The sequence below is a fragment of the Brevibacterium sp. LAARM2_SD2 genome, assembly GCF_057364785.1.
Genome location: NZ_JBNFOM010000008.1, coordinates 1 through 23,766, shown reverse-complemented (window position 1 = coordinate 23,766; position 23,766 = coordinate 1). Strand labels below are relative to the sequence as shown.

The following is a 23,766-nucleotide window of genomic DNA, read 5'->3' as shown; positions in this document are numbered from 1 at the left end:
GGTCAATGATGGATGTGAAGAATTCTCACGACGTGAAGCCCTCGCCCACCGATCTGCTCTCGGTCGGTGAGGTCGCGAGGCGCGCGGGCGTTGCCGTCTCGGCACTCCACTTCTACGAGCGTCAGGGGCTCATCTCCGCGACGCGGACGTCCGGCGGTCAGCGGCGCTATGCGAGGCACGTCATCCGCAGGGTCTCGGTGATCCAAGTGGCCAAGCGGATGGGCATCCCTCTCGTCGAGGTCGCCGAGGTGTTCTCCGACCTGCCGTCGGACCGGATGCCCGGCAAGGCGGACTGGCGACGGATCAGCGAGCGCTGGCGCGGCAGGCTCGAGGCCAGGCGCAGGGAGATCGAGCGGATGGAGAGCGAACTCGTCGAGTGCATCGGGTGCGGATGCGTGTCGCTGAAGAGCTGTCGCGTGCTCAACCCCGATGACGAACTCGGGACGAGCGGCTCGGGCCCCCGGCTGCTGCCGGAGATCCCGGCGGAGTGAACGGGAGACGGCTCACGCGACTGACACGGTGACGGCTGCGGCCCGGCCCGCCTTTCACTATTGCGACCGACGAACCCGGCCTGCGCGGATCAGGCGGCGACCGCCTCGGCGAGGGTGCGGCGATGCATCGCACGGTGGCCGATGACCGCGGCGACGGCGATGATGACGGCGACGAGGGCGATGCCGATCCACTGGTTGATGAGCAGGGAGGCGGCCCCGGCGAGGGCGCCGATGAGGATGAGCGCGACGGCGAGGCCACGGCGGATCCAGTTCGTGCTGTCGCCGCCGGCGAGCCGAGAGTCTGCGGCGAGACCGACGATCGTCGAGGTGACGACGACGGTCGTGACGTCGGCGATCTTCATCCGCCGTGCCGCGGCGGCCTGCGCGCCCATGAGCGTGGAGAGCGCCGAGGTGAAGATCGTGCCGGCGGCCCCGAGAGCCGGATCGGGAACAACGGCGACGTAGACGGACAGCGCCGCGCAGCCGTGCGCGACGAGCGTGAAGATCAGCGTCGTCCGGTGGTGCCAGGCCTCGCCGCGACGGCCGAGGATCCGTCCGCCGAGTGCCGCGCCGACCATGAAGAAGGCGAGCGCGAGCGCCGGGCGGAGGACGGGCAGGTCGTCGGCGCCGGTGAGCGCCATGCCGAGGATGACGACGTTGCCGGTCATGTTCGCGGTGAAGATCTTGTCGAATCCGAGATAGCCGATCGCGTCGACCATCCCTGTCGAGAAGGTGAGGACGAGGAGCATCGCGAGGTCGAGGCGGCGATTCATTGCGCCCCTTTCGTCGGGAGGGGTCCACGCGCAGGGGCGGGTCCGCCTGCCGGGAGGGGTCCACGCGCGTGCTCTCGCACGCGCGTGGGGGTGAGGGTGAGTCGTACGTGTTGTCGTCTCATTGCTGAGCCGGCACTTGTTCGGCCAGGTCATGGCCGGCCGAGCACGCGGCTCTTTCGACTGGCGCGGTGCCTGCGAGTTGCGCAGTGCCGGGCACAGACGCGGGCCGGCTGGGAACCGGCCCGAAACGGGTCTCCCACGGTGCGGGAGACCCATTGGGTTTGTATACAAAAAGCATAACCGTCGATAGATTGTATGCAAACGGAAGGCCGGAAACGATCTCCCGATTGCCTACGATGGCCTCAAGGCCGAATTCCCGACGCGCCACCGGTTCCACGGAGGAACACCGATATGACCTTTACCGCGCCCGCCGCGTTCACGACCCGCCCGACGCTCGAAGGCCACTTCGGAATGTCGGCATCGACGCATTGGCTCGCGACCGCCTCGGCGCAGGCCGTCCTCGAACGCGGCGGCAACGCCTTCGACGCTGCGGTGGCCGGAGCCTTCGTCCTCCACGTCGTCGAACCCCACCTCAACGGACCCGGCGGTGACATGACGGGGGTGTTCGCCACGGCCGATGACCCGTCCTCCCCACAGATCCTCATGGGCCAGGGCCCGGCTCCGGTGGCTGCGACCATCGAGCACTACCGCGGTGAGGGGCTCGACATGGTCCCCGGAGCGGGTGCCCTCGCCGCTGCCGTGCCCGGCTCCGTCGACGCATGGCTCGCCCTCCTCGAGGACCACGGCACCTGGGAGCTCGCCGAGGTGCTCGCCTACGCGATCGACTACGCCGAGAACGGGCACCCCGTCCTCGCGCGGGTCGCCGGAACCATCGAACGGGTGCAGGAGCTCTTCACCGACCATTGGCCGACCTCGGCGCAGCTGTGGATGCCCGAGGGCCGGATTCCCGAACCCGGAGAGATCATCGTCAACCCGGCCTACGCCGAGGTGCTCCGACGGCTGATCGCCGCCGGTGACAGTGCTGCCCCCGGTGAAGGCGCGGAGGCCCGGGCCGCGCGGGTCCGTGCCGCCCGGACGGAGTGGAAGACCGGATTCGTCGCCGAGGCGATCGCCGAGTTCGTGCGGACCCCGCACCGCCATTCGACCGGCGGTGACCACGCCGGAGTCCTCACAGTCGCTGACATGGCCGGTTTCGACGCAGGATACGAGACGCCGGTGACGATCGACTTCCGGGGATATGAGATCGCGAAGATCGGACCGTGGGGACAGGGACCGGCACTGCTCCAGGCGCTGACGATCCTCGACGGATTCGACGACGACCGCCTCGACCCATCGACGGAGATCGGCGCCCACACGATCCTCGAAGCCCTCGAACTCGCAATGGCCGACCGCGACGCCTACTACGGAGACGCCGCTGTCGACCTCGACTGGCTGCTCAGTGACGAGTATGCCGCGAGCCGCCGCGACCTCATCGCCGACACCGCCTCGGCGGAGTTCCGACCAGGGCCGAACCGGGCCGGCGAGGCTCCGACGTTCACCCCGCCGCTCGTCCCCGAAGGCGCGGACCGGGAGGAGCTCAGCAGAGCGGGAATCGGTGAGCCGACCGTCCAGAAGAACGGAGTCAACAACGGCGACACCTGCCACATCGACGTCGTCGACCGCTGGGGCAACATCATCTCCGCCACGCCGTCGGGAGGGTGGCTGCAGTCGTCGCCGGTCGTGCCCGAACTCGGCTTCTGCCTCGGCACGCGCCTGCAGATGACGTGGCTCGACGCGGACTCGCCGTCGGCGCTGACGCCGGGCAAGCGCCCGCGGACGACCCTGACGCCGACGCTCATCTCGCAGAACGGGCAGCCGATCATCGCGCTCGGCTCCCCGGGCGGCGACCAGCAGGAGCAGTGGCAGCTGCTGATGATCCTCCGCATGCTCGTCGGCGGATACGCGCCCCAAGAGGCGATCGACGCTCCGGCTCTGCACACGACGGCGCTGGCCGGCTCGTTCTGGCCCCGCACCTGGGTGCCGGCGGGCGCCGTCGTCGAGGACCGCCTCGGCGAGGACGTCATCGCAGGACTCATCGAGCGCGGACACGCGGTGACACGGGCCGGCGACTGGGAGCTCGGCCGGCTGTCATGTGTGACCCGCGAACCGACGACGGGCACGCTCGCGGCGGCGGCGAATCCGCGCGGTGCCCAAGGCTACGCGGCGGGGCGATGATGAGCGGCTCGAGTGCCGCCGCCGTCGGTGCGCTGCTGCGTCACGACATCATCGCCGGTGTGCTCCCACCCGGCACGAAGCTGCGGGAGGCGGCGCTCGCCACCCACTACGCGGTGTCTCGCATCCCCATCCGCGAGGCGCTGCGGGCGCTCGAATCCGAAGGGCTCGTCGAATCCCGGCCGTACGTCGGCAGCGTGGTCGCCCCTTCACCGGTCGACGACGCCGAGGACCTCTTCGAGATCCGCAACGTCCTCGAATCCGCGACAGCACGGAAGGCGGCGAAGCGGGCGGCAGCGCAGAGCAGCGGCGGGGCGACCGATGCGCAGTGGCTTCGGGTGCGCAAGGAGATCACGGTGATCCTCGACGACGGTGATGCCGTGATCGCGCAGCAGCGTTTCGACGCGCTCGCCGAACTCAACATGCGCTTCCATTTCGCCATCGCCGAACTCAGTGGAAGCCTGTCACTGACCAGCCTGCTGCGACAGATCTCGGGCAAGATCGAATGGCTGTATTCGCTCAACGTCACCACCCGCGGGTCGCAGGCGTGGTCGGAGCATCGGGGGATCCTCGCCGCCGTCGACGCCGGTCAGGAGGCAACCGCCGCTGACCTCATGTCCATCCACGTCTGCCGGAGCCGTGATGCGTACTTCGCGATGGTGGCCGAGGCCGCCGACCGCTCCCGGGAGAGCCCTGCCGCCGGCAGCTGACTCTCCCGGGAGCGGTCCCGGGCATGCCTCCTCTGCTCACCCCGCCTCGGCGAGCAGGGCGTCGAGCTTGTCATAACCCTCGACGATTCCGGTCTCCATACCGGAGGCGACCATGCCGTCGCGGGACTCGACGGAGTCGAAGATCGCCGTCGAGCTCAGCCGGGTGCGTCCGTCGCCGAGGTCGGTGAGCGTGAGGATCTCGAGGCTCACGGCGTCGGGGAAGCCCTCGTACGTGAAGGTCTGGACGATGCGCTCGTTCTCGCGCACATCGTGGAACGATCCGAAGAATCCGTACTCGCCGTTGTCGTCGGTGGAGACGTAGCTCCAGTTCCCGCCGGTCGTCGGATCCCATGCGCGGATCGTGTTCGTGGTCTCGGCGGGGCCGTTCCACTGCATGAACAGCTCCGGGTCGACGTGCGCCCGGAACACCTTCTCCGGCGGTGCCTGGAAATCGCGGGTGATCGAGACGGTCTGGACGCCCTCGGGCGCCTCGATCCTCGTCGTGCTGAAATCGGTGTCGGTGGTCATGTCATGCTCCTTTGCATCAGTGTCGGTCGGTCGTTTCCTGTGGTGTGGTCGTACTGGAGATCAGCTCGCCGAGGCGGTCCCCGGGTTCGCGTCCTCCCCGTCCTCGTCCGCGGTCATCGCGTCGAGCACCGCGTCGAGGCGCTGGTAGCGCTCCTCGGCTTGGCGCTGGTATCGCTCGATCCATTTCGTCATGAGATCGAAGACGTTGTCCTCGAGGTGGACCGGTCGACGCTGGGCATCGCGGGAGCGCGTGACGAGTCCCGAGTCCTCGAGCACCTTGAGATGCTTCGACACCGCCTGGACGCTCACGTCGTAGGGTTCGGCGAGTTCGCTCACCGTGGCATCGGCCACGCTGAGCCGGGCGACGATGTCCCTGCGAGTGGGGTCCGACAGTGCCGCGAACACCTTCGACAGCTGGTCGGTCACCGCACCTCCTCCGGCTGCAGTCGACGGTGAACAGTTTCTCAACCATTCGGTTGATTGCAACGGTAGGACTGCGCCGGCCTGTTGTCAACCATTTGGTTGAATAAAGGGTTAGCCTTCGTGCGCTGAGGTTCGGAGGCAGCGATGTTGATCCGGGTCGCTGTCTTCGGCAGGCGCGCGGCGAACCACAGCGACACGACTATGGCGAAACCGCTGGCGATCCAGAGCACTGGCTGCACGCCCAGGGACGTGACGCCGATCGCGGCCAATCCGGCTCCCAGCGGCAGAGCGCCCCAGCTGATGACCCGCGACGCCGAGTAGACGCGACCGAGCAGGTTCAGCGGTGTCGTCCGCTGGCGAACGACGGAGACGATGATCCGCCAGACTGTCGACCCGGCGCCCGCGATGATGATTCCGGCGGCGATGACCGGAACGGGGGCGCCGAGCGCAGCCGGGAGGACGAGGCCCGCAGTGCCCACGGTGTCAACGAAGAGGAGGGCGGCAGGAGGCAGCAGTCGTTCAAGCCGCGAGGTCAGCATCGAAGCGACGATGCCGCCACCGGCCATGCTCGCGAGGAGCAGGCCGTACGCTGCCGGCGAGAGGCCGAGGGGGCCGGGTGACACGGCGAAGAGAACGAAGACCGATGTCCAGGCGCCCCACACCACACTCATGGCGGCCGTCAGCACGGTGAGTTCGCGCTGAAGCCGATGGTTCCAGAGGAAGCGCATTCCGCCGAGGACTCCGCGCGGAGGTGTGGTGCTGCCGGCTGATTGCTGTCCGTGATCCTTTCCTGCGTCATCGGCGGTGGAGGCGGCCGGAAGTCGGGAGGGATGATTCGATGCCAGGCGATTGTCGCTGCTGAGCGTGATCGCCAATCCCACCGCGGCTATCGCCGCCAGCGCGTAGAGACCCGACCCGACTGCGGTGGCCGCAAGGCCCGACAGTCCGATGAGGAGCCCGGCGAGCGGGGGTCCTGCGAGCTGGTTGGCGACATTGATCGTCGCCTCGAGCCTGCTGTTGGCCGCGGTGAGCTGCCCCTTATCGACTGTTCGGGGGACGGTGGAGATCAGGGCTGTGTCGACGAGTGTCTCTGCGACGCCGTAGACGAACGCGGCTCCGACTGTGAAGGCGAAGGTCGCGAAGTCGGTGGTGAGCGAGACGGCAAGAGCGGCCAATGCAAGGACTCGTGCGACGTTGACGGTGACGAGCAGCGTTGCCGGAGAGGCTCTGTCGACCAGCCATCCAGCGTGGAGTCCGAAGAGGGGCCAGGCGATCGTCGCTGACACGGTGACCAGTGCGACCTGCCCCGGCGGGGCACCTGCGGCCACGGCGATGAGCGGCAGTGCGGTAACGGTGATTCCGTCACCGAGGTTGGCGGCACCCGAGCCTGCCCAGAGCCATCGAAATGATGCGCGCATTCTAACCACCTAAATCTCGTTTGAAGGTCAAGTCTTCTCCGAACGTCCTAACCAGTCAAGAGTCTGTGAGTGGTAAAGTTGGCGCATGGACTTCGAGCATGTCGGAAACGCCCACTGCTTCGAGCTGGTGAACTCGGTGCCGAACCGCCAGGACGGTGGAGACCGGGACTGGCTGTGCGACGTGGATACCGCCGAGGCATGGGCGCAGACGCTCGGACTGGGGCCGGTGCAGCGATTGACCCGAGACGAGCTGGCCAGCCTGCGGTCGTTGCGCGAGAAGATCCATGCCGTCTTCACGGCGGTCGTGAGCGACGTCGATATCCCTGTGGCTGAACTCAACGCGGTGACCGAGGCTCACGCGGCGGGGCTATCGCGGTACGGCTATGCGCCGACATCCACCGGAATCGCTCGAGCCTGGCCTGATGTCTGGGATGCAGAATCTCTCACCGCGCTTTTCGCTGAATCCGCCATCGAGGAGCTCAACGGTCCTCGGCTCGACCGAGTCAAATCGTGTCCGAACTGCCAGTGGCTCTTCGTCGACACCTCGCGGAACCGAAGTCGACGGTGGTGTTCGATGCGCACGTGCGGGGGGCGCGACAAAGCCCTGCGGCACTACCGGAAGACATCGGGCTGAGCTCGGCCATCATGCGGCGGCGCAGTCGGCTGCGGGACGACGCGCTGGTCGACGATCCGCACCTGCGGTGGCGTCCGCTGACGGATCGTGAACCGGCGCTCAACTGAGCCGACCCGCGGGGACATCGCATCAATTCGCCTCCAGCGCCCGCCGAGCGGGCCGCGGTCGGCTAAGGTCTGCAGAACAGAAGTGACTTGCGCGGCCTGCTGTGACCGATCGGCGGTTCGGCGTCGCGCCCTGCAACAACGACGACGACGTCGGGAAGGACAGTCATGAGCTCTCTGCGACAACAGCTCTTCCGAGTGAAACCGGTGCCGCGCGACAGTGAGGAGGCCGGCAGCGACCTCAAGCGCACGATCGGACTCTTCTCCCTGACGATGATCGGCGTCGGATCGACGATCGGCACGGGCATCTTCTTCATCCTCTCCGAATCGGTGCCCGTCGCCGGTCCCGCCGTCATCTGGTCGTTCGTCATCGCCGGCGTCGTCGCCGGTCTCGCGGTGATCTGCTACGCCGAACTCGCCGGCAGCGTGCCCGTCTCCGGATCGTCGTACTCCTACGCCTACGCCACCCTCGGTGAGCTCCCCGCGATGGGCGTGGCTGCGTGTCTCCTCCTCGAATACGGCGTCGCCGGTGCCGCCGTCGCCGTCGGCTGGTCGCAGTACGTCAATCAGCTGCTCTTCAACCTCTTCGGCTTCCAGATCCCCGATGCGCTCGCCTACGCCCCCGAGGAAGGCGGCATCGTCAACCTTCCCGCGATCCTCCTGCTCGCGATGTGCTGCTTCCTCCTCGTCCGCGGCACCGGCGAATCGGTCGTCGTCAACACGATCATGGTGTGCATCAAGGTCGCCGTTCTCGTCTTCTTCATCGTCGTCGGCCTCACCGGCTGGAACTCCGACAACTTCGCGAACTTCGCCCCCTTCGGCCTCTCCGGAGTCGTCTCCGGTGCCGGCATCATCTTCTTCAGCTACGTCGGCATGGACGCCGTCGCCACGGCCGGCGATGAGACGAAGAACCCGAAGAAGACGATGCCCAAGGCGCTGATCTCCGCGCTGCTCATCATCACCACCGTCTACGTCCTCGTCGCCGTCGCCGCCCTCGGCGCACAGCCGTGGGAGGAGTTCGAGGGGCAGGACGCGGGGCTCTCGGCGATCCTCGAGAACATCGTCGGCTCGACGTGGCCGGGCACCGTCGTCGCCGCGGGTGCTGTCATCTCGATCTTCAGCGTCACCCTCGTCTCGATCTACGGTCAGAGCCGCATCCTCTTCACGATGTCGCGCGACGGGATGATGCCCAAGCTCTTCCAGGACGTCAACCCCCGCACGCTCACCCCGGTCAAGGGCACGATCGTCGTCTCCGTCGTCATCGCCATCCTCGCCGGCTTCATCCCGATCAACTTCCTCGCCGAGATGACGAGCATCGGCACCCTCGTCGCCTTCGTCGTCGTCGCGCTCGCCGTCATCATCCTCCGCGTGCGCGAACCGAACCTCGAACGCGGCTTCAAGGTGCCCTTCTACCCGGTCCTGCCGATCCTCTCGATCCTCGGCTGCCTGTGGATCATCAGCAGCCTGCGCCCGATCACGATCGTCGTGTTCGTCGTGTGGACCGCCGTCATCATCGGCCTCTACCTCGTCTTCGGCCGCAAGAGCTCGGTCCTCGGCAAGCAGATGGCCGCGGCCGACCGCGATGCCGCAGGAGGTCAGCGATGAGCATCGTCGTCGGTGTCGCCCCAGGTCAGGACAATACCTCGGCGGTCGAACTCGGAGTCGTCCTCGCCCGTTCGTACAGCAGGTCGCTGACGCTGGTGTCGGTGAGTTCGACGGCATGGCCGCCGAACCGGGACAAGATCGATCAGGAGTTCCAGTCCTACATCCGCACCGTCGCCGAGGCGTCTCTTGAGGAGGTGCGCCCGCTCGTTCCCGACGACATCAGTACCGACTATGTCGTCCACGCCGCCCGCTCCTCCCGGCGCGGTCTGCTCGAGGTCTGCCGTCGCGTGGGAGCGTACCGGCTCGTCGTCGGCTCGGCCGCCGACGGCAGGGACGGGCGGATCACGCTCGGCTCGGTGACCAACGGCCTCCTCCACAGTGCGGAGCTGCCCGTCGTCCTCGCCCCCATGGGATTCCGCGCCGAGGCGGGGGCCAAGCTCAAGCGGATCACGGCGGCCTACAGTGGGTCGACCACCTCGGCGGAGCTCATCCTCGGTGCCGCGTTCGTGTCCCAGGAAACCGGGGTGCCCTTCCGCATCGCGTCGTTCGCTCCGCGTTCGCGCGTGCTGTCGGCGGCGAGCATCGGGCTCAACGCCGAGGCGGGGATCGTCGACGAGTGGACGAAGGTCGTCCGCCGCGACACCGATGAGATCCTCTGCTCGATCGACCAGCTCCACATCAACCCGGGGGAGACGGAGGTCGCGATCGGCACCGGCCCGAACTGGGCGGCCGCGCTCGAGAGCATCGGCTGGGAGCATCCCGAGGTGATGATGCTCGGGTCCTCGGGGCTCGGCACCCTCAAGCGGGTGTCACTCGGCAGCCACGCGATGCGGATCCTGCAGAACTCCCCGGTCCCCGTCGTCGTCGTTCCCCGCCGTGCCAAGGCCGGCTACATGTCCCAGGCGCGCGACCGCACGGACCTCGGCGGGGAGGGGTAGTCCGGTCCGCGGCGTCAGTATTCGGATTGGTACCAGGCGCGGCGTTCGAGGAGCTCGGCGCGGAATGTCGATGTCAGCAGGCGGGGATCGGGGATGTGCACTCGGGAACCGGGGCCTCTTGGGTGTCCGAGTGCCGCAAGAAGGGTGTCAGCCCGCTGGCTCGGCGCCGACTTCGCACCGAGGTGGCTCTGCAGGTCCTTGATGCGCAACGGGGTGCGACCCGCGGTCGATGCGAAAAATGTCTCATTGATTTCCCCTGCGATCCAGAACAGTGCCGCGAGCAGCGCCGGATCGGAGAACCGGCGCCGGAAGACGGTCGGTTCACGGCGGGCCACCTCGGCGAGGATGCGGAAGGCGACGGTGGCGAACTCCGGGTCGCCGAAGAACTCCTGTGCCGTTGTCGTCACCTGAGGCAGAAGAGGGCGGAGCCGATCGACGACATCGTCCGGGATGCCCGTGGCATCGAAATCCTCGGTCGGCAGCGGGTCGATGGTGAGCGAATCGAGGTTGGCTCTGCCCCCGACGGTCTCTTCGAGAAGGGCGAGTTGCCGTGTCGCGAACTGCTCGTCGGCGACGAAGCGCGCCTGCAGTGCGTCGATGAGTTCCGGCGGCAGATCGACACCGTCCGGCAGCTCGGCGAAGGGGAAGCCGATCGTGTCAGGCTCCGCCCGTCCGGTGACGAGGCTGACGTAGTCGGCACGTCCTGCCTCGATAGCGTTCAAGGCATTCTGCGTGAAGCCGGGATCGACGCCGGAGCGTTCGTTGGCGTACTGGACGAGCGCTGTCAAGGTCGTCGGCATCGACAGCATATATGCGTCGTCGGCGACGACCTTGCGGGGATAGAGATCATGGAGGATGCGGTCGGTGAAGCTGCCCGACCAGCGCAGAGGATCGTTGTTGCCGTAGTTCGCCTGGAATTCTAGGAGCAAGTCGGCGTGCCTGAGCTCGTCCCCAGTGAGGTCTGCGGCCCACGGCGAGGCGGCGAAGTCGTCGGCGATCTCCTTGATCTCCTCGGGCGTCCACTCTTTGAGGTCGTACCCGATTCCGCCGGTGGGCATGAGTCTGAGCATCCAGGTCAACATCGCGCGGGTGCCAGGCCAGGTTTCGGTTGCCGGTGCTGGAATGATGGTGTCGCTCATGTCGAGGGCCTCGATGATTCGAGCCCGCGCATCGGCAGGGCTGAGCTCGACCCGGTCGACGTCGATCTCTGGGTTGACGGCGATTCCCGACATCACGGTGTCAAAGGACTCGGGCGTGAGGTAGGCGTCCTCGATGAACGGGGCCCCGCTGCGTTCGATGCCGATGGCGAGCGTGCACGACCGGGCCGCCGTGCTGATCTCGACGACGATCGTCTCTTCGATGAGCACGGGCGAGACGATCGCCGCAGCCCTGCGCGGGGTGACCTCGTCGATGCGTCGGACCCATTCGGGCTCCCGGCGATCGGCCGGTGGCAGCTGCCGTCTGATGCGTCGGCGGAACAGTTCGTCGTCGATCATCTCCGCCCATATGCGCACCAGCGACTCGGTTTCCTGACCGGCAGGGTCGAGCATCGACAAGGCGATGTCCTGGAGCCTGCTCAGGTCGCCGACATCGGGAATTGCCCTGTTGATCCGGTTGGCCTCTCGGAAGTCGAGGTCGGTCCCGGTGTCCTCACCATCGCTGCCGACGATCGCTGCGACCAACGTGCTCGCCAGTTGCAGGAGCGGGACCGGATCGGTCGGATCGGCGGTTGCCTCGGCAACGATGCGGATGAGGTCGAAGTCCGCGGGGCCGTGGGGTCCAGGAGGTCGGGCCATGCCCACACGCTACGCGATCGGGGCGGGCAGATGCGAGACTTCGGGGGGACCGGCTCGCGTCCGGGTGACCTGCGAATTGGTGCTCCGGTTCGGCGTGAGGGGACAAGGGAATCAGCCGAGCACCGATCTGGGGAGTCGATGCACGGTGACGGCTCCTTTCGGAGTCATCGGGTGCAGAGGGTCGGGCGCGGTGGATCCGGTCGGACCGCCGAGTTCGGAATCGGCCAACGCGCTCATGACCACGTAGGCATCGGCTGACGACCAGCCATGGTCTCCGACGAGGAAGTCGAACATGTCCTCGTAGCCGCGGGCGATCGATTCCTGCACCGGGTCGCCGAGTCCCACGAAGATCCACTCATCGGTGGTCTCGATCCGTGGCGCGCGCAGATTCGTCATCGTCGACCCTTGGTGGTCTCTGGCGCGCAGGAGATCGATGGAGACGATGGCCGTGCCCTGCGCCTCGATCGCCACGAATGAGGATTCTCCCCGGGCCATGAGCGCATGAATGTCGCCGATGCTCAGCAGGGCGCCGGGAACTTCGACCGGCAGGTAGACCGTCGAGCCCGGCTTGGCATCCGTGAGGTCCATGTTCCCGCCGAATCCGTAGCTGGGCATGATCGTCGAGCCTGTCCCGACCGCCGGTGCGGTTCCAATGCACCCGATCATCGGCTCGACGGGCGCCGTGAGCGAATCCGTGAGCACCACCTCGGCGCCGTTGATCGGTATCCGGTACGCTCTGGTCTCGCCTCCCATCCTGTTCGCAAGGGCGCCCGTCCCCGGCAGGTAGACCGACCACCCGTAGTCACCGAGGTCGATCCGGTGGATGGTCACGGCGAGCGTATCGCCGGGTTCGGCATCCTCGACGAAGACCGGCCCGGTCACCGGGTTGATCGGTGCCGTGACCGCCTCCAGGCTGCCGCGCTCATGGATCTGCGCATAGGCCGCGTCGTCGGTTTCGAATCCGATCGTCTCCGAGGTGCCCGGACGGATGGTCAGAGCAGGCTCGGCCTGGGCGTCGAATGCCGGTTTTCCGAAGGATCTGTCCAGGAGATGGGTTGGTGAGTCGGGCATGGTCACTCAGCCTCCTTGTGAAAGCGATGTTGGGAAGGGTGCTGAGATCCCGGCACCCTTCTTGCGATAGATGAAGAATACGATGGCGCCAAGAATGAGCCATGCCAGGCCGTCGATCAGCACGAAGCCATGCATCAAGGTGCCCTCCGAGATCACCGGGCTATCTCCACACTCAGTGATCCGGGGCCGTGCCGATCGTCGGCACAGCCCCGGATCACGTAAGCGCGACGTCAGTCGGTCTCGGGCTGCTGCGTCCCGCCGAATCCCTCGTCCTCGCTCTCCTCGAGGCGTCGACGGTCCTGCCCGTCGCCGAGGCCGTCGCCCTCGGGTCGGCCCGCCTGCTGTCCGTCGAGGCCGCCGACGCCGCCGCGGTCGCCCTGCGGCTGCCCGCCGGTGTCCTGCTCGCCGAACTCGGACTGGCTGCCCGGACCCGGATGGCCCTGCTGTGACTCCTGCGGATCCTGTCCCTGCTCGGAGTTGAAGCCGCCGTTGCCGAAGTTCTCCGATGTCATGTCCCACTCCTTCTCTGGTGTCGAACCGTCGCACTGTGCGACATGTTCGTCAGTCTTGGCCGTCTCCTCCAATTCGGCAAGGAGGTTTGTGCAATACTCATCGAACTCTGAGTTTGCGGACACGCAGGACTCCGCGCCCGCGACCATGACCTGGCACCATGGGAGGTCAAGCGACCATCGTTCGCCCGGCGGCGCCTGTCGCGGCCGCCCGAGAACAGGAGCCACCCATGACTACCAGACGCCTCCCGCTCGACGGTGTGCGAGTCCTCGAACTCGGCAACTACATCGCCGCGCCGACCGCCGGGCGCATGCTCGCCGACTTCGGCGCCGAGGTCATCAAGGTCGAACGTCCCGGCACCGGTGACGAACTGCGCAACTGGCGGCTGGCGGCCGGCACGACGTCGATGCTCTACCGCACGATCAACCGCAACAAGAAGTCCGTCACCCTCGATCTCCGCACCGAGGCAGGGCGGGAGGCCGTGCTCGAACTCGTGCGCCGCAGCGACATCGTCCTCGAGAACTTCCGACCCGGCACCCTGGAGAAGTGGGGGATCGGCCCCGACGTCCTCGAAGAGGTCAACCCCGAACTCATCCTCGTGCGCATCTCCGCATTCGGTCAGACCGGCCCGCTGTCGGCCCGACCCGGCTTCGCCGCCGTCGCCGAGGGATACTCCGGCTTCCGCGAACTCGTCGGCGACCCCGATCGCCCGCCCGTGCGCGTGGGCGTCTCGATCGGCGATTCGATCGCGGGCATGCAGGCGGCCTTCGGCGCCGTGATGATGCTCTTCGACCGTCAGCAGCAGAGGATCCACGGAGCCGCCGAGGCGGTCGTCGGATCCGAGACCGGCTTCGAAGGAGAGGGCCCGCTGGCCGACCGCACGGTCGACGTCGCGCTCAACGAGGCGATGTTCTCCGTCATGGAGTCCCTCGTGCCCGACTACTCCGCCTTCGGCGAGGTGAGGACCCGCACCGGCGGTCGCATGGAGGGCATCGCACCGTCGAACGGCTACCTCTGCGCCGGTGGGAAGTCCGTCGTCATCGCCGGCAACGGCGACGGCATCTTCACCCGCCTCATGGCCGCGATCGACCGCCCCGACCTCGGTGCTGACCCCGACCTGCAGACCAACGCCGGACGGTGGGCCAGACGCGACGAACTCGACGAGGCGATCGGCGCCTGGTGCGCGACCCGCGAGGTCGACGACGTCGTCGCCGTCCTCGACGCCGCCGGGGTGCCCGCGGGGCCGATCTACACGGCCGAGGACCTCGTCGCCGACGACCAGCTGCGCGCCCGCGGAATGATCCAGCACCTCGACGTCTCCACCGGCGAGGAGACGCTGACCGACGTCGCCTTCCCCGGGATCACCCCGGTCATCGGCACCGCCTCGCTGCCGATCGATCACCTCGGCCCCGACCTCGGCGAACACACCGATGAAGTCCTCGCCTGGCTCGGACTGAACCGCCCGGACGACGACGGCGGCGGCACCACCGAACAGACGGACGCGGACTGAGCCCATGGCCGCGCTGCGCTACGCCATCAACGTCACCATCGACGGCTGCGTCGACCACCGCGAGGGTGTCGTCGACGAGGAGCTCCACCGCCATCACGCCGAGAACCTCCTCCGCGCCGACGGTCTCCTCTTCGGCCGGACCACCTACGAGATGATGGAAGCGGCCTGGCAGAACCCCGCACCCGAGATCGCCGACGACCCCTTCGTCCAGGCGATCAACGCCGCGCAGAAGTTCGTCGTCTCCCGCACCCGCACCGAGGTCGGCTGGAACTCGCGGCTCATCACCGGTGACCTGAGGACGGAGATCGAACGCCTCAAGGCCGACTCGACCGACGGCATCGCCGTCGGCGGCGTGACTCTGCCGGCAGCGCTGGCGCAGCTGGGACTCATCGATGAGTACCAGTTCGTCATCCACCCCCGCGTCGCCGGCCACGGACCCTACCTCTTCGCGGGCCTCGAGCCGCGACTCGACCTCGACCTCATCGGACGGTCCGAGCTCGGATCCGGCGCTGTCGTCCTCGACTACCGCCCGAGACGCTGAGCGAGGCCGACCGGCCCAGACGCCGAGCGTCGCAGCCTTTTCCCGAAGAACGGGAACTGCGACGATGAGTTTCCCGTTAGCTCTCACATACCGACCGCTGCGTCTTCCCCGTGTGCGCAGGGCTATGGTAATCCTGACACCAGCACGCGACGAGGCGTGCAGTACCAGGCATTCCGGCCGGCCGTCCCGCTGACCGGGAGCCACCCCGAAGGAGTCTCATGGTTCGGCCGACCGCGGTCCACATCCTCGATACGACGCTGCGCGACGGCCTCCAGATCGAGTCGACCATCGTGCCCACCGACGTCAAGGTCGAACTCGCCGAACGGCTCATCGCCGCAGGCCTCACCCAGCTCGAAGTCGGCTCCTTCGTCAACCCGAAGAAGGTCCCGCAGATGGCCGACACCGACGACGTGCTGCGCCGCCTCCAACCCTATGAGGACCAGGGCGTCGAGCTATTCACCCTCGTCTTCAACCTCAAGGGAGCCCAGCGGGCCGTCGACGCCGGGGCGAAGAACATCAAACTCGTCGTCTCCGCCTCGGAGGGCCATTCGCAGGCGAACTCCGACGCCCCGATCGCGCAGGCCACCGAACGCCTGCTCGCCGCCGCCGACTACGCCACCGAGCACGGACTCCGCTGGGACATCACCACGGCCGTGAGCTTCATCTGCCCCTTCGACGGCATCACCGACTCAGGCCGCCTCGTAGAGGTCCTCCGTCCCTTCGTCGACGCCGGCGCGCACAGCATCGGGGTCGCCGACACCATCGGCAACGCCAACCCCTCGCTCGTGGCCGCGAACACCTCGGCGGTCATGGGGGCCTTCCCCGGCAAGCCGGTCAGCCTCCACCTCCACGACACGTACAACTTCGGTATGGCCAACGTCATCACCGCCCTCGACCTCGGCATCGAGAACTTCGACGCCGCGATGGGCGGCCTCGGCGGATGCCCGTTCGCCCCCGGTGCCGCCGGCAACATCGGCACCGACGACCTCGTCCACCTGCTCCACCGCGAAGGGGTCGCCACCGGCATCGACGTCGACGCGCTCGCCCAGGTCCGCGCGCCGCTGACCGCGGCCGTCGGCCACGACCTCACCTCGAGCCTGTCCCAGATCCCCGCGGTTCCCGCGAGCCTGACGAGCTGATCGGGGCCGGGCCATGAGCGCAGAGGACACGACCACGAGCACCGAACCGCTGCCGCTCGAGGGCATCCGCGTCATCGAGTTCTCCCACATGGTCATGGGGCCGAGCTGCGGGATGATCCTCGCCGACCTCGGCGCCGAGGTCATCAAGATCGAACCCCGCGGAGGCGGCGACAAGACCCGCTACCTGCCCGGTTCGGGCTCGGGGCTTTTCCCCGCGTTCAACCGCAACAAGCGCAGCGTCCAACTCGACATCGCCGAGGCGTCGACCGCGACATCGCCCTCACCCTCATCGACTCCGCCGACGTCGTCCTCGAGAACTTCCGCGTCGGACGGATGGAATCCCTGGGCTTCGGCTACGAGGAGCTCTCCGCGCGCAATCCGCGCCTCATCTACTGCTCGCTCAAAGGCTTCCTCACCGGTCCGTACGGTGAGCGGACCGCCCTCGACGAGGTCGTCCAGATGCTCGGCGGGCTCGCCTACATGACCGGGCCGCCCGGCCAGCCCCTGCGCGCGGGAGCGAGCGTCAACGACATCATGGGCGGCATGTTCGGGGTCATCGGGATCCTCTCGGCGCTGCGAGTCCGGGAGCGGACCGGCCACGGGCAGGTCGTCAACTCCGCGCTCTTCGAGAACAACGCGTTCCTCGTCGGCACGCACATGGCCCAGGCGCAGCTGAGCGACGAACCACTGCGGCCGATGCCCACCCGCCGGGCGACCTGGGCGGTCTATGACATCTTCCGCGACCGGGACGACAGCCAGGTGTTCGTCGCCGCCGTCAGCGACGGACAGTGGCGCGACCTCTGCGACGAATTCGGACTCACCGAACTCGCCGATGACCGCGCCCTGGCCGACAATCAGGGGCGGGTTGACAACCGCGACCGGATCCACCGCGTCCTCCAGGCCGCGCTGTCCCACCTCAGCCTCGACGAGATCGTCGAGAAGTGCACGCAGCGCGGCCTCCCGGTCGCTCCCGTCAACACGCCCGCCGATCTCACCGCCGACCCCCACCTCGTCGCCTCCGGGGCGCTCGCGGCGACAGCGCTGCCGACCGGTGAGCGCGTCGACGTGCCGCTGCTGCCGCTGACCTTCGACGGTGCGCATCTGCCGAAGCGCAGCGACGTGCCCGCGCCGGGAGAGCACAACGGAATCTACCGCGACGGCGAGCCGGAGACGGCACACGACCGCGATGACGACGTACCCGACCGCGAGGAACACGCACCCGACCGCACCGAGGAGAGGGTGCAGTCGCCATGAGTGATGCGGTCATGGACTCGGACAGAAGCAGGCTCGGACTCGGACAGAAGCAGGAAGGACACTGCAGGCGACTGCAGCCGGTGAAGGAGTGGCAATGCGATCAATGGAGATCACACGTCGGACAGGGACGACGGGCGGCGCGGCGACCGCCTCGGCGCCGAGACGGGGGAGGAGACGCTGGCTTGGGATCGGTGCCGCGGTGGCGACGACGGCGCTCGTCCTCTCGGGGTGCCAGGGCAAAGCGCAGCCGCCCGGTGAGAGCGGGGACTACCCGAGCGGCCCGGTGACGGTGACGGCTCCGGCCGAACCCGGATCGGGATGGGACACGACCGCGCGCGCCGTCGTCGAGGCGCTGCAGCGCGACGAACTCGTCACCTCGCCGCTGCCGGTGCAGAACCGGCCGGGCGGCACGGGCTGTTCGTGGCTGACGACGATGATGCAGCAGGACAAGGGCAAGGACGACCAGATCGCCATCACGTCGCTGGCGAGCCAGACGATGAAGGCGCGGGGACTGTGCGAGTACGGCCCCGAGGATGCCACCCTCATCGCCACCCTCTACGTCGAGGACTTCATGGTCGTCGGCCCGAAGGACGGCGACATCAAGAACCTCGAGGACCTCGTCGCCGCACTCAAGGACGACCCGCAGAAAGTCACCGTCGCCGCAGCCGGTGACGACACGCTGCCGTTCGCGCTCTTCGCCCAGGCCGCCGGGGTCGAGCCCGCCGACGTCAACTTCGTCAACTACGACGGCGGCGGCGAGCAGACGACGGCGATGCTCAACGGCGATGCGAAGGTCGCGATCGCCGGGCTCAGCGAGTTCCGGTCCGTGCTCGAAGCCGGCGACATCGTCCCCCTCGTCACATTCGCGCAGCAGCCGCTGGCGGCTCCCTTCGACACGGTGCCGACGGCGATGGACTCCGGGTACGACGTCACCCTCGGCAACTGGCGCGGGGTCTACGGTCCCGCGGACATGCCGCAGACCGCCGTCGACTACTGGGCGACGACGCTCGAGGAGATGAGCACATCGCCGACCTGGGAGGACACGGTCAAGAAGAACCAGTGGGCACCGGAGTTCAAGACCGGCGAGGACGCGCAGGCCTACGTCAAGGAGGCCGCGACCACCGTCGACGAGGGTGTCAAAGCCACCGGCATCGGTTCGGAGAAATGACCGCGACGAGACGCGACCTCGTCACCGGGGTCGTCGTCGCCGTCATCGGCGTCATCTACTACATCGCGACGTTCTCCATCCAGGAGACGACCGACATCGTCACGCCGCGGACGTTCCCGGCGATCGTCGGGGCAGGGCTGATCATCCTCGGTCTCTTCCTCGCCGGTCAGGCCCTGTGGCAGGGGAGGACGGCGGCCGCAGACGCGGCGGCTGCTGACGCTGTGCCTCGAGACGGGGTCACGGCAGACGCAGCCCCCGGCGACACGACAGCCGCAGACGCGACGCCGGCAGACACGGCACCCGGCGACACGGCGCCCGAACCCGCCTCGGGTGTCGTCCTCCCCGCGCCCGAGGACCCGCCGGCCCGCAGGGTAGTGCTCCAGTTCGCGCTCTTCTTCGTCTACCTCGCGATCGTCATTCCCGTCGGCTTCCTCCTCTCGACGGCGGCGTTCCTCATGGCGGTGACGAGCCTCTACGCCCCGGAGAAGTGGATCCGCAACCTCCTCTACTCGGTGCTGTTCTCCGTCATCATCTACGTCGCCTTCGTCTACGGGCTGCAGGTCTACCTGCCCGTGGGAATCCTAGGGTAGAGGGAGGCACGGACATGGACACTCTCAGCGACCTCGCCGGCGGTTTCGCCGCAGCGGTGCAGCCGGCCAGCCTCGCCTTCGCCCTCCTCGGCGTCCTCCTCGGCACCGTCGTCGGCGTTCTGCCCGGCATCGGACCGATCTCGGCGATCGCGATCCTCATCCCCGTCTCCTTCGGCATGGAGCCGGTGCACGGGCTCATCCTCCTCTGCGGCATCTACTACGGGTCGATGTACGGCGGGTCGATCACCGCGACCCTCATCAAGACCCCGGGTGAGGTCGCCAGTGCGGTGACGGCGATCGAAGGCTACGAGATGGCCCGCCGCGGTCGGGCCAAAGCCGCGCTCGCGACCGCGGCGATCGGGTCGTTCCTCGCCGGCACGCTCGCCATCGTCGGGCTGACGTTCCTCTCCCCGCTGCTCGTCCAGCTCGCGAACTACTTCGGCGCCACCGAGTACTTCCTCCTCATGGCCACCGCCCTGCTCCTCGCCTCGACGATGTCGGCGGGGTCCCGGGCCAAGGCGCTCATCTCGATCTTCATCGGTCTTGCCGTCGGTCTCATCGGCCTCGACTTCCAGACGGGACTGCCGCGCCAGACCTTCGGTGTCGGGCTCCTCTCCGACGGCGTCGACTTCACGATCTTCGCGATGGCGCTCTTCGCGATCCCCGAGGCGATCCGCAACCTCGCCCTCGGGCGCGGTGCGAAGGAGGAGATCCAGAGCTTCGGCAGCGACAAGTGGATGACCAAGGAGGACTGGCAGCGCTCGGCGGGACCGTGGGCGCGCGGGTCGGTCCTCGGCTTCATCATCGGCGTCCTGCCCGGGGTCGGGCCGTCGCTCGCATCCTTCATGTCCTACATCATGGAGAAGCGGATCTCGCGGCGGAAGCACGAGTTCGGGCACGGGGCGATCGAAGGCGTGGCCGGCCCCGAGGCGGCGAACAACGCCGGCGTCGGCGGGGCGATGATCCCGCTCTTCAGCCTCGGCATCCCGGGATCGGCGACGACGGCGCTGCTCCTCTTCGTCTTCACGATGTACGGGCTCCAGCCGGGACCGCTGATCTTCCGCGACGATTCGGCGCTGATCTGGACGATCATCGCGAGCATGTACATCGGCAACGTCGCGCTCATCATCCTCAACCTCCCGCTCGTCGGCGTCTTCGTCAAACTGCTCAAGATGCCCAAGGAGATCCTCTTCTCCGCGATCCTCGTCCTCGTCGTCATCGGCGCCTACGCGATCGAGTTCAGCCTCTTCGGCCTTCTGCTGCTCGGCATCTTCGGGGTCATCGGCTACCTCATGGAGAAGGGCGGCATCCCGCTCGCGCCGTCGATCCTCGCGCTCGTGCTCGTCCCGCTCCTCGAGGACAACTTCCGCCGGATGCTCCAGATCTCCGGCGGTTCGATCGCGCCCCTGTTCACCCGGCCGTGTCCCTGGCGATCATCATCCTCATGCTCGCCGGCATCATCGGTCCGTTCCTCTTCCGCTGGTGGGTGCGCCGGCGGAAGCTCCTCGCCGACGTCAGCGTCGGCTGACCCGACCGCACACCGTCAGACACGAGAGGCAGGCTCCCATGGCACGGTCCATCGACACGGCAGAGGCGAACCCCATCGCCGAGGTGCGCGCCGGGCCGGACCCGGACCCGCCCGACGGCGGCAACCGCAGGTCGGCGGAGGCCCCGCCGGTCGGTGAGGCTCAGGAGGTCGGGGTGATCGCCCGCAGTGCGGCGATCCTCACCGCCCTCCAGGACTCGCCGCTGACCGCCGCCGAGGTGTGCCGGCGACTCGGGTACTCGAAGTCGACGACCTACCGGCTGCTCGCCGATCTGCGCACCCACCGGTTCATCGTCCGCGACCCCTCGGGTCTGCTGCGGCTGGGACCGTTCCCCGGGCGACGGAGCATCGCGACGACGAACTCCGTGCTCGAGCACCTGCGGACGCGGGCGAGCGAGTCCGTGCAGCTGTGGGTCCGCGTCGGCGAGGACCGGGTGTGCGTGCGCAATGTCGAAGCCGACCACGAGCTGCGGGTCACGCACAGCGTCGGCACGATCCTCCCGCTCGTCGACGGCGGGTCCGCGGCGCTCGCCCTGTGCGGGCCGGGCAGCCCGCAGGAGTTCTACGCGACGAAGCAGGCCCGGGTCAAGGGGACCGCCTCGGCGAGTGTCGCCTTCACGGTCGGACCCACGGTCTTCGCGCTCTGCGTGTCCTATCCGCTCTCCCGCGAACCCGACAACGTCGCCGGGGCCTACCGCGGCCTGCTCACGAGTGCCGCGACCGAGCTGAAGTCGCTGCTCGACGGCAGCGAGGAGCTCAACGTCCTCCGCGACATCGCCCGCCTCTCGGTCGGGGCGGCCCGCGGCGGGCCCCGCTGACTCTGTCAGTGAAGCCACTAACGGGTCAGCTGGCGTCCTCGCCGAGGTAGAACGCCGTCGTGCGCTCCGCGGCGGCCCGTGCCTCGTCCTCAGGGGTGCCGGCCAGCCGGGACGCCTCGGCCCAGCGATCGCTGACGATGCGGATGAAGTCGTGGGCGGGTTCGGCGTCGAACGTCGCCGCGTCGCGGGGCTCATCGCTGCGGGACTCGAGGTAGAGGGCGAGACCAAGGAACGAGAGGTCCCAGCCGACCCCGCCGGCACCGGGGCCGAACTGCGTCCAGAAGTCGGCGTCGGCCTCGGCGGTGAACCGGTGTTCGAGGGTGAGCCGGGCGTGGTGGCCGTCCTTGGCCATGCGCACGGCGACCTCGCTCTCATCACCGGCGCTCTCCCACGTCAGGGTGAAGGACTCGCGGGGTTCGCAGGCCGTGATCGTGCCCTCGGCGTTGTCCTCGACGACGTAGCGGCCGCCGAGCCGGAAGTGACCGGCCACGGGCGCGAACCACTTGCCGAGGCGCTCGGGATCGGTGCATGCCTCCCAGAGGTTCTCCAGCGAGGCGGGGAAGGTCTGGGTGAGCGACTGCGCGGTGTGCCGGAGGCCGTCGGCGACGTCGACGGTGAGGGTGCGGGCGACGGAATCGGGTTGGGCGGCGATGATCTCGTCATCCGTGCGGTGCGCCATGCGTGCTCCTTCGGGTCGGTCGCCGATGGTCGGCGCTTCTCATCATAGGCCCGCCCGGATCGCGGTCGTCGCCACCGCCTCGGCGCCGGGGTGTGGTTCGATGATCCCATGACTGCTGCACTCGAGACCCATCGCGCCCGCCTCGGCGACGGGGCGATCTACAACGGCCTGTGGATGATGTCGGCGGCCCCGGAGCTCGCGACGATCGGGGCGGCGGCCGGGTTCGACTACGTGTGCCTCGACCTCCAGCACGGTCTCGCCCGGGCCGGTGACGTCGTGCGCCTGTCCGATGCCGTCCGCGCGCACGGATCCGCGCTCGTCACGGCCCGAGTCGCGGCGAACCGGTTCACGGAGATCGGGCTGCTCGCCGACGCCGGCATCGAGGCGATCATCGTTCCCCTCATCGATTCGGTCGCCGATGCCGAGGCGGCCGTCGCCGCGCTCGACTACCCGAGCCGCGGCGGGCGCCGATCGTGGGGTCCGACCGCGGAGATCCTCACCGGCCAGGTGCGGGACTCCCGCACCGCCCGTCCGCTCCTCTTCGTCATGATCGAGACCGCCGAGCGCTCGCCGCCGTCGAGGACATCTGCGCGGTGCCCGGCGTCGACGGGGTCTACGTCGGCCCGGCGGACCTCGCGTTCGCCGTCGGCACGGTCCCGGGCCGGCCCAACGACGCCCACGCCGAGGCGCTCGTGCGCATCCGCACCGCCGCGGACTCCGCCGGCATCGTCCCGGGCATCCACTGCTCGACCGGGGCGGAGGCCAAGCTGCGGGAGGAGCAGGGATTCCGGTTCATCACCTCGGCGAGTGACATCGGGGCCGCCGGCCGGGCGCTGCGGGAGGATCTCGAGGCGGCCCGCAGCTGAGGGTCTGCCGGCACAGGCCGAAGGGTGCCGTCAGCGGCGGAGATCGACGACGGTGCGCAGGCCCGGGGTGGGGTGGGCGAACTCCGCCGGCAGATCGGTCAGCCCGATGGGGCCGCCGAGGATGTCGTCCCAGGGCAGCGCTGAGCCGGCGGTGGCGAGGAAGTCGACGGCGGCGGTGAGGTGCCGGGGTTCGTAGTTGTGGACCCCGGTGATCGTGCGCCATCCGCGGACGAGGTGTTCGGGATCGACGGTGACGTGCGGGCCGGGCGAGACGCTGCCGACGAGGACCGCGGTGCCGCCGATGCCGAGCGCGTCCAGGCACGTGCGGACTCCCGCCTGAGCGCCGGAGAGTTCGATGGCGACGTCGGCGTCGGCAGGGGGTGTCCCCGTCGACGTGAGAGAGTCGGGCGCCTGCCGCAGCG

At 68.3% G+C, this 23,766-nt stretch carries 24 protein-coding genes and 2 pseudogenes; 16 read left to right on the top strand and 10 right to left on the bottom strand.

What is annotated here, in order from left to right; translation table 11 throughout:
- Window positions 1-14 precede the first annotated feature (14 nt).
- On the top strand, window positions 15-491 hold the full coding sequence (gene soxR / locus AC2W7K_RS06795; RefSeq protein ID WP_376872613.1) for a redox-sensitive transcriptional activator SoxR: 477 nt from the start codon (window positions 15-17) through the stop codon (window positions 489-491).
- An 89-nt stretch (window positions 492-580) separates the two neighbouring features.
- On the opposite strand, the gene AC2W7K_RS06790 is transcribed toward soxR, so the two are convergent.
- The gene (locus AC2W7K_RS06790; RefSeq protein ID WP_486005916.1) at window positions 581-1,264 is read right to left on the bottom strand and encodes a YoaK family protein; all 684 of its coding nucleotides are present in this window, start codon (window positions 1,262-1,264) and stop codon (window positions 581-583) included.
- Between the two features lie 411 nt (window positions 1,265-1,675).
- Here AC2W7K_RS06790 and AC2W7K_RS06785 point away from each other — a divergent pair, with 411 nt between their 5' ends.
- Both AC2W7K_RS06785 and AC2W7K_RS06780 read left to right on the top strand, forming a co-directional pair.
- Entirely contained in the window at window positions 1,676-3,499 is a 1,824-nt protein-coding gene (locus AC2W7K_RS06785) for a gamma-glutamyltransferase family protein (protein ID WP_486005915.1), read from the top strand.
- The gene (locus AC2W7K_RS06780; RefSeq protein WP_211978399.1) at window positions 3,499-4,206 is read left to right on the top strand and encodes a GntR family transcriptional regulator; all 708 of its coding nucleotides are present in this window, start codon (window positions 3,499-3,501) and stop codon (window positions 4,204-4,206) included. The genes AC2W7K_RS06785 and AC2W7K_RS06780 overlap by 1 nt, the downstream gene beginning before the upstream one ends.
- A 36-nt stretch (window positions 4,207-4,242) precedes the next feature.
- On the opposite strand, the gene AC2W7K_RS06775 is transcribed toward AC2W7K_RS06780, so the two are convergent.
- The 3 genes from AC2W7K_RS06775 to AC2W7K_RS06765 are packed head-to-tail and all read right to left on the bottom strand — an operon-like array spanning window position 4,243 to window position 6,575.
- Window positions 4,243-4,734 (bottom strand): SRPBCC family protein, encoded by a 492-nt coding sequence (locus tag AC2W7K_RS06775; protein WP_211978398.1) that lies wholly within the window; start codon window positions 4,732-4,734, stop codon window positions 4,243-4,245.
- A gap of 60 nt (window positions 4,735-4,794) precedes the next feature.
- A complete protein-coding gene (locus AC2W7K_RS06770; protein WP_211978397.1) occupies window positions 4,795-5,160 on the bottom strand; it encodes an ArsR/SmtB family transcription factor in 366 nt (121 codons plus the stop codon).
- Between the two features lie 38 nt (window positions 5,161-5,198).
- Window positions 5,199-6,575: an MFS transporter gene (locus tag AC2W7K_RS06765; RefSeq protein ID WP_211978396.1), complete on the bottom strand. Its 1,377-nt coding sequence runs from the start codon at window positions 6,573-6,575 to the stop codon at window positions 5,199-5,201.
- A gap of 85 nt (window positions 6,576-6,660) precedes the next feature.
- Here AC2W7K_RS06765 and AC2W7K_RS06760 point away from each other — a divergent pair, with 85 nt between their 5' ends.
- The 3 genes from AC2W7K_RS06760 (at window position 6,661) to AC2W7K_RS06750 (ending at window position 9,856) form a co-directional block, all read left to right on the top strand.
- The gene (locus AC2W7K_RS06760; RefSeq protein WP_198500235.1) at window positions 6,661-7,209 is read left to right on the top strand and encodes a CGNR zinc finger domain-containing protein; all 549 of its coding nucleotides are present in this window, start codon (window positions 6,661-6,663) and stop codon (window positions 7,207-7,209) included.
- A 272-nt stretch (window positions 7,210-7,481) separates the two neighbouring features.
- Window positions 7,482-8,918: an APC family permease gene (locus AC2W7K_RS06755; RefSeq protein ID WP_198500236.1), complete on the top strand. Its 1,437-nt coding sequence runs from the start codon at window positions 7,482-7,484 to the stop codon at window positions 8,916-8,918.
- A complete protein-coding gene (locus AC2W7K_RS06750; RefSeq protein ID WP_198500237.1) occupies window positions 8,915-9,856 on the top strand; it encodes a universal stress protein in 942 nt (313 codons plus the stop codon). The genes AC2W7K_RS06755 and AC2W7K_RS06750 overlap by 4 nt, the downstream gene beginning before the upstream one ends.
- Before the next feature lie 14 nt (window positions 9,857-9,870).
- On the opposite strand, the gene AC2W7K_RS06745 is transcribed toward AC2W7K_RS06750, so the two are convergent.
- The 4 genes from AC2W7K_RS06745 to AC2W7K_RS06730 all read right to left on the bottom strand — a co-directional run bounded on the left by AC2W7K_RS06745 (window position 9,871) and on the right by AC2W7K_RS06730 (window position 13,235).
- Complete coding sequence (locus tag AC2W7K_RS06745; protein WP_198500238.1) at window positions 9,871-11,652, bottom strand: hypothetical protein; 1,782 nt, start codon at window positions 11,650-11,652, stop codon at window positions 9,871-9,873.
- A 111-nt stretch (window positions 11,653-11,763) separates the two neighbouring features.
- Complete coding sequence (locus tag AC2W7K_RS06740; protein WP_198500239.1) at window positions 11,764-12,723, bottom strand: acetamidase/formamidase family protein; 960 nt, start codon at window positions 12,721-12,723, stop codon at window positions 11,764-11,766.
- Between the two features lie 6 nt (window positions 12,724-12,729).
- Entirely contained in the window at window positions 12,730-12,879 is a 150-nt protein-coding gene (locus tag AC2W7K_RS06735) for a hypothetical protein (RefSeq protein WP_198500240.1), read from the bottom strand.
- Window positions 12,880-12,953: 74 nt separating this feature from the next.
- Window positions 12,954-13,235 (bottom strand): hypothetical protein, encoded by a 282-nt coding sequence (locus tag AC2W7K_RS06730; protein ID WP_137826198.1) that lies wholly within the window; start codon window positions 13,233-13,235, stop codon window positions 12,954-12,956.
- 227 nt (window positions 13,236-13,462) lie between these two features.
- On the opposite strand from AC2W7K_RS06730, the gene AC2W7K_RS06725 reads away from it, so the two are divergent.
- From AC2W7K_RS06725 to AC2W7K_RS06685, 9 genes and pseudogenes are all read left to right on the top strand, one after another.
- Window positions 13,463-14,743, top strand: coding sequence for a CaiB/BaiF CoA transferase family protein (locus AC2W7K_RS06725; RefSeq protein ID WP_198500241.1), 1,281 nt, complete (start codon window positions 13,463-13,465; stop codon window positions 14,741-14,743).
- A gap of 4 nt (window positions 14,744-14,747) precedes the next feature.
- On the top strand, window positions 14,748-15,284 hold the full coding sequence (locus AC2W7K_RS06720) for a dihydrofolate reductase family protein (RefSeq protein ID WP_198500242.1): 537 nt from the start codon (window positions 14,748-14,750) through the stop codon (window positions 15,282-15,284).
- 218 nt (window positions 15,285-15,502) lie between these two features.
- Window positions 15,503-16,423 (top strand): hydroxymethylglutaryl-CoA lyase, encoded by a 921-nt coding sequence (locus tag AC2W7K_RS06715; RefSeq protein WP_198500243.1) that lies wholly within the window; start codon window positions 15,503-15,505, stop codon window positions 16,421-16,423.
- A gap of 13 nt (window positions 16,424-16,436) precedes the next feature.
- Window positions 16,437-16,625: pseudogene (locus AC2W7K_RS06710) on the top strand (CoA transferase); the annotation flags it as partial.
- Between the two features lie 71 nt (window positions 16,626-16,696).
- On the top strand, window positions 16,697-17,677 hold the full coding sequence (locus AC2W7K_RS06705; RefSeq protein ID WP_486005934.1) for a CaiB/BaiF CoA transferase family protein: 981 nt from the start codon (window positions 16,697-16,699) through the stop codon (window positions 17,675-17,677).
- 103 nt (window positions 17,678-17,780) lie between these two features.
- Window positions 17,781-18,845, top strand: a complete 1,065-nt coding sequence (locus AC2W7K_RS06700; RefSeq protein ID WP_232623801.1) for a Bug family tripartite tricarboxylate transporter substrate binding protein — start codon at window positions 17,781-17,783, stop codon at window positions 18,843-18,845.
- Window positions 18,842-19,435 carry a tripartite tricarboxylate transporter TctB family protein gene (locus AC2W7K_RS06695; protein WP_198500245.1) on the top strand — a complete coding sequence of 198 codons (594 nt, stop codon included), beginning with the start codon at window positions 18,842-18,844 and terminating at the stop codon, window positions 19,433-19,435. The genes AC2W7K_RS06700 and AC2W7K_RS06695 overlap by 4 nt, the downstream gene beginning before the upstream one ends.
- A gap of 14 nt (window positions 19,436-19,449) precedes the next feature.
- A complete protein-coding gene (locus AC2W7K_RS06690) occupies window positions 19,450-21,120 on the top strand; it encodes a tripartite tricarboxylate transporter permease (protein ID WP_486005914.1) in 1,671 nt (556 codons plus the stop codon).
- Window positions 21,002-21,799: a helix-turn-helix domain-containing protein gene (locus AC2W7K_RS06685; RefSeq protein ID WP_486005913.1), complete on the top strand. Its 798-nt coding sequence runs from the start codon at window positions 21,002-21,004 to the stop codon at window positions 21,797-21,799. Before AC2W7K_RS06690 ends, AC2W7K_RS06685 begins: the two co-directional genes overlap by 119 nt.
- Window positions 21,800-21,824: 25 nt before the next feature.
- Here AC2W7K_RS06685 and AC2W7K_RS06680 read toward each other — a convergent pair whose 3' ends face one another.
- On the bottom strand, window positions 21,825-22,478 hold the full coding sequence (locus AC2W7K_RS06680; protein ID WP_198500247.1) for an SRPBCC domain-containing protein: 654 nt from the start codon (window positions 22,476-22,478) through the stop codon (window positions 21,825-21,827).
- Between the two features lie 108 nt (window positions 22,479-22,586).
- Between AC2W7K_RS06680 and AC2W7K_RS06675 the strand changes: the two are divergent.
- Window positions 22,587-23,344: pseudogene (locus AC2W7K_RS06675) on the top strand (HpcH/HpaI aldolase family protein).
- Window positions 23,345-23,374: 30 nt separating this feature from the next.
- Here AC2W7K_RS06675 and AC2W7K_RS06670 read toward each other — a convergent pair.
- Window positions 23,375-23,766: zinc-binding dehydrogenase (locus tag AC2W7K_RS06670; RefSeq protein ID WP_486005912.1), on the bottom strand; the 392-nt coding region annotated here is incomplete at its 5' end.

What these genes read in the sequence shown, in the direction of transcription:
- AC2W7K_RS06790 (WP_486005916.1), bottom strand. Translation starts at nt 1,264, where the DNA reads ATGAATCGCCGCCTCGACCTCGCGATGCTCCTCGTCCTCACCTTCTCG.
- AC2W7K_RS06785 (WP_486005915.1), top strand. Translation starts at nt 1,676, where the DNA reads ATGACCTTTACCGCGCCCGCCGCGTTCACGACCCGCCCGACGCTCGAA.
- AC2W7K_RS06780 (WP_211978399.1), top strand. Translation starts at nt 3,499, where the DNA reads ATGAGCGGCTCGAGTGCCGCCGCCGTCGGTGCGCTGCTGCGTCACGAC.
- AC2W7K_RS06775 (WP_211978398.1), bottom strand. Translation starts at nt 4,734, where the DNA reads ATGACCACCGACACCGATTTCAGCACGACGAGGATCGAGGCGCCCGAG.
- AC2W7K_RS06765 (WP_211978396.1), bottom strand. Translation starts at nt 6,575, where the DNA reads ATGCGCGCATCATTTCGATGGCTCTGGGCAGGCTCGGGTGCCGCCAAC.
- AC2W7K_RS06760 (WP_198500235.1), top strand. Translation starts at nt 6,661, where the DNA reads ATGGACTTCGAGCATGTCGGAAACGCCCACTGCTTCGAGCTGGTGAAC.
- AC2W7K_RS06755 (WP_198500236.1), top strand. Translation starts at nt 7,482, where the DNA reads ATGAGCTCTCTGCGACAACAGCTCTTCCGAGTGAAACCGGTGCCGCGC.
- AC2W7K_RS06750 (WP_198500237.1), top strand. Translation starts at nt 8,915, where the DNA reads ATGAGCATCGTCGTCGGTGTCGCCCCAGGTCAGGACAATACCTCGGCG.
- AC2W7K_RS06745 (WP_198500238.1), bottom strand. Translation starts at nt 11,652, where the DNA reads ATGGCCCGACCTCCTGGACCCCACGGCCCCGCGGACTTCGACCTCATC.
- AC2W7K_RS06740 (WP_198500239.1), bottom strand. Translation starts at nt 12,723, where the DNA reads ATGCCCGACTCACCAACCCATCTCCTGGACAGATCCTTCGGAAAACCG.
- AC2W7K_RS06730 (WP_137826198.1), bottom strand. Translation starts at nt 13,235, where the DNA reads ATGACATCGGAGAACTTCGGCAACGGCGGCTTCAACTCCGAGCAGGGA.
- AC2W7K_RS06725 (WP_198500241.1), top strand. Translation starts at nt 13,463, where the DNA reads ATGACTACCAGACGCCTCCCGCTCGACGGTGTGCGAGTCCTCGAACTC.
- AC2W7K_RS06720 (WP_198500242.1), top strand. Translation starts at nt 14,748, where the DNA reads ATGGCCGCGCTGCGCTACGCCATCAACGTCACCATCGACGGCTGCGTC.
- AC2W7K_RS06715 (WP_198500243.1), top strand. Translation starts at nt 15,503, where the DNA reads ATGGTTCGGCCGACCGCGGTCCACATCCTCGATACGACGCTGCGCGAC.
- AC2W7K_RS06700 (WP_232623801.1), top strand. Translation starts at nt 17,781, where the DNA reads ATGGAGATCACACGTCGGACAGGGACGACGGGCGGCGCGGCGACCGCC.
- AC2W7K_RS06695 (WP_198500245.1), top strand. Translation starts at nt 18,842, where the DNA reads ATGACCGCGACGAGACGCGACCTCGTCACCGGGGTCGTCGTCGCCGTC.
- AC2W7K_RS06690 (WP_486005914.1), top strand. Translation starts at nt 19,450, where the DNA reads ATGGACACTCTCAGCGACCTCGCCGGCGGTTTCGCCGCAGCGGTGCAG.
- AC2W7K_RS06685 (WP_486005913.1), top strand. Translation starts at nt 21,002, where the DNA reads ATGGCACGGTCCATCGACACGGCAGAGGCGAACCCCATCGCCGAGGTG.
- AC2W7K_RS06680 (WP_198500247.1), bottom strand. Translation starts at nt 22,478, where the DNA reads ATGGCGCACCGCACGGATGACGAGATCATCGCCGCCCAACCCGATTCC.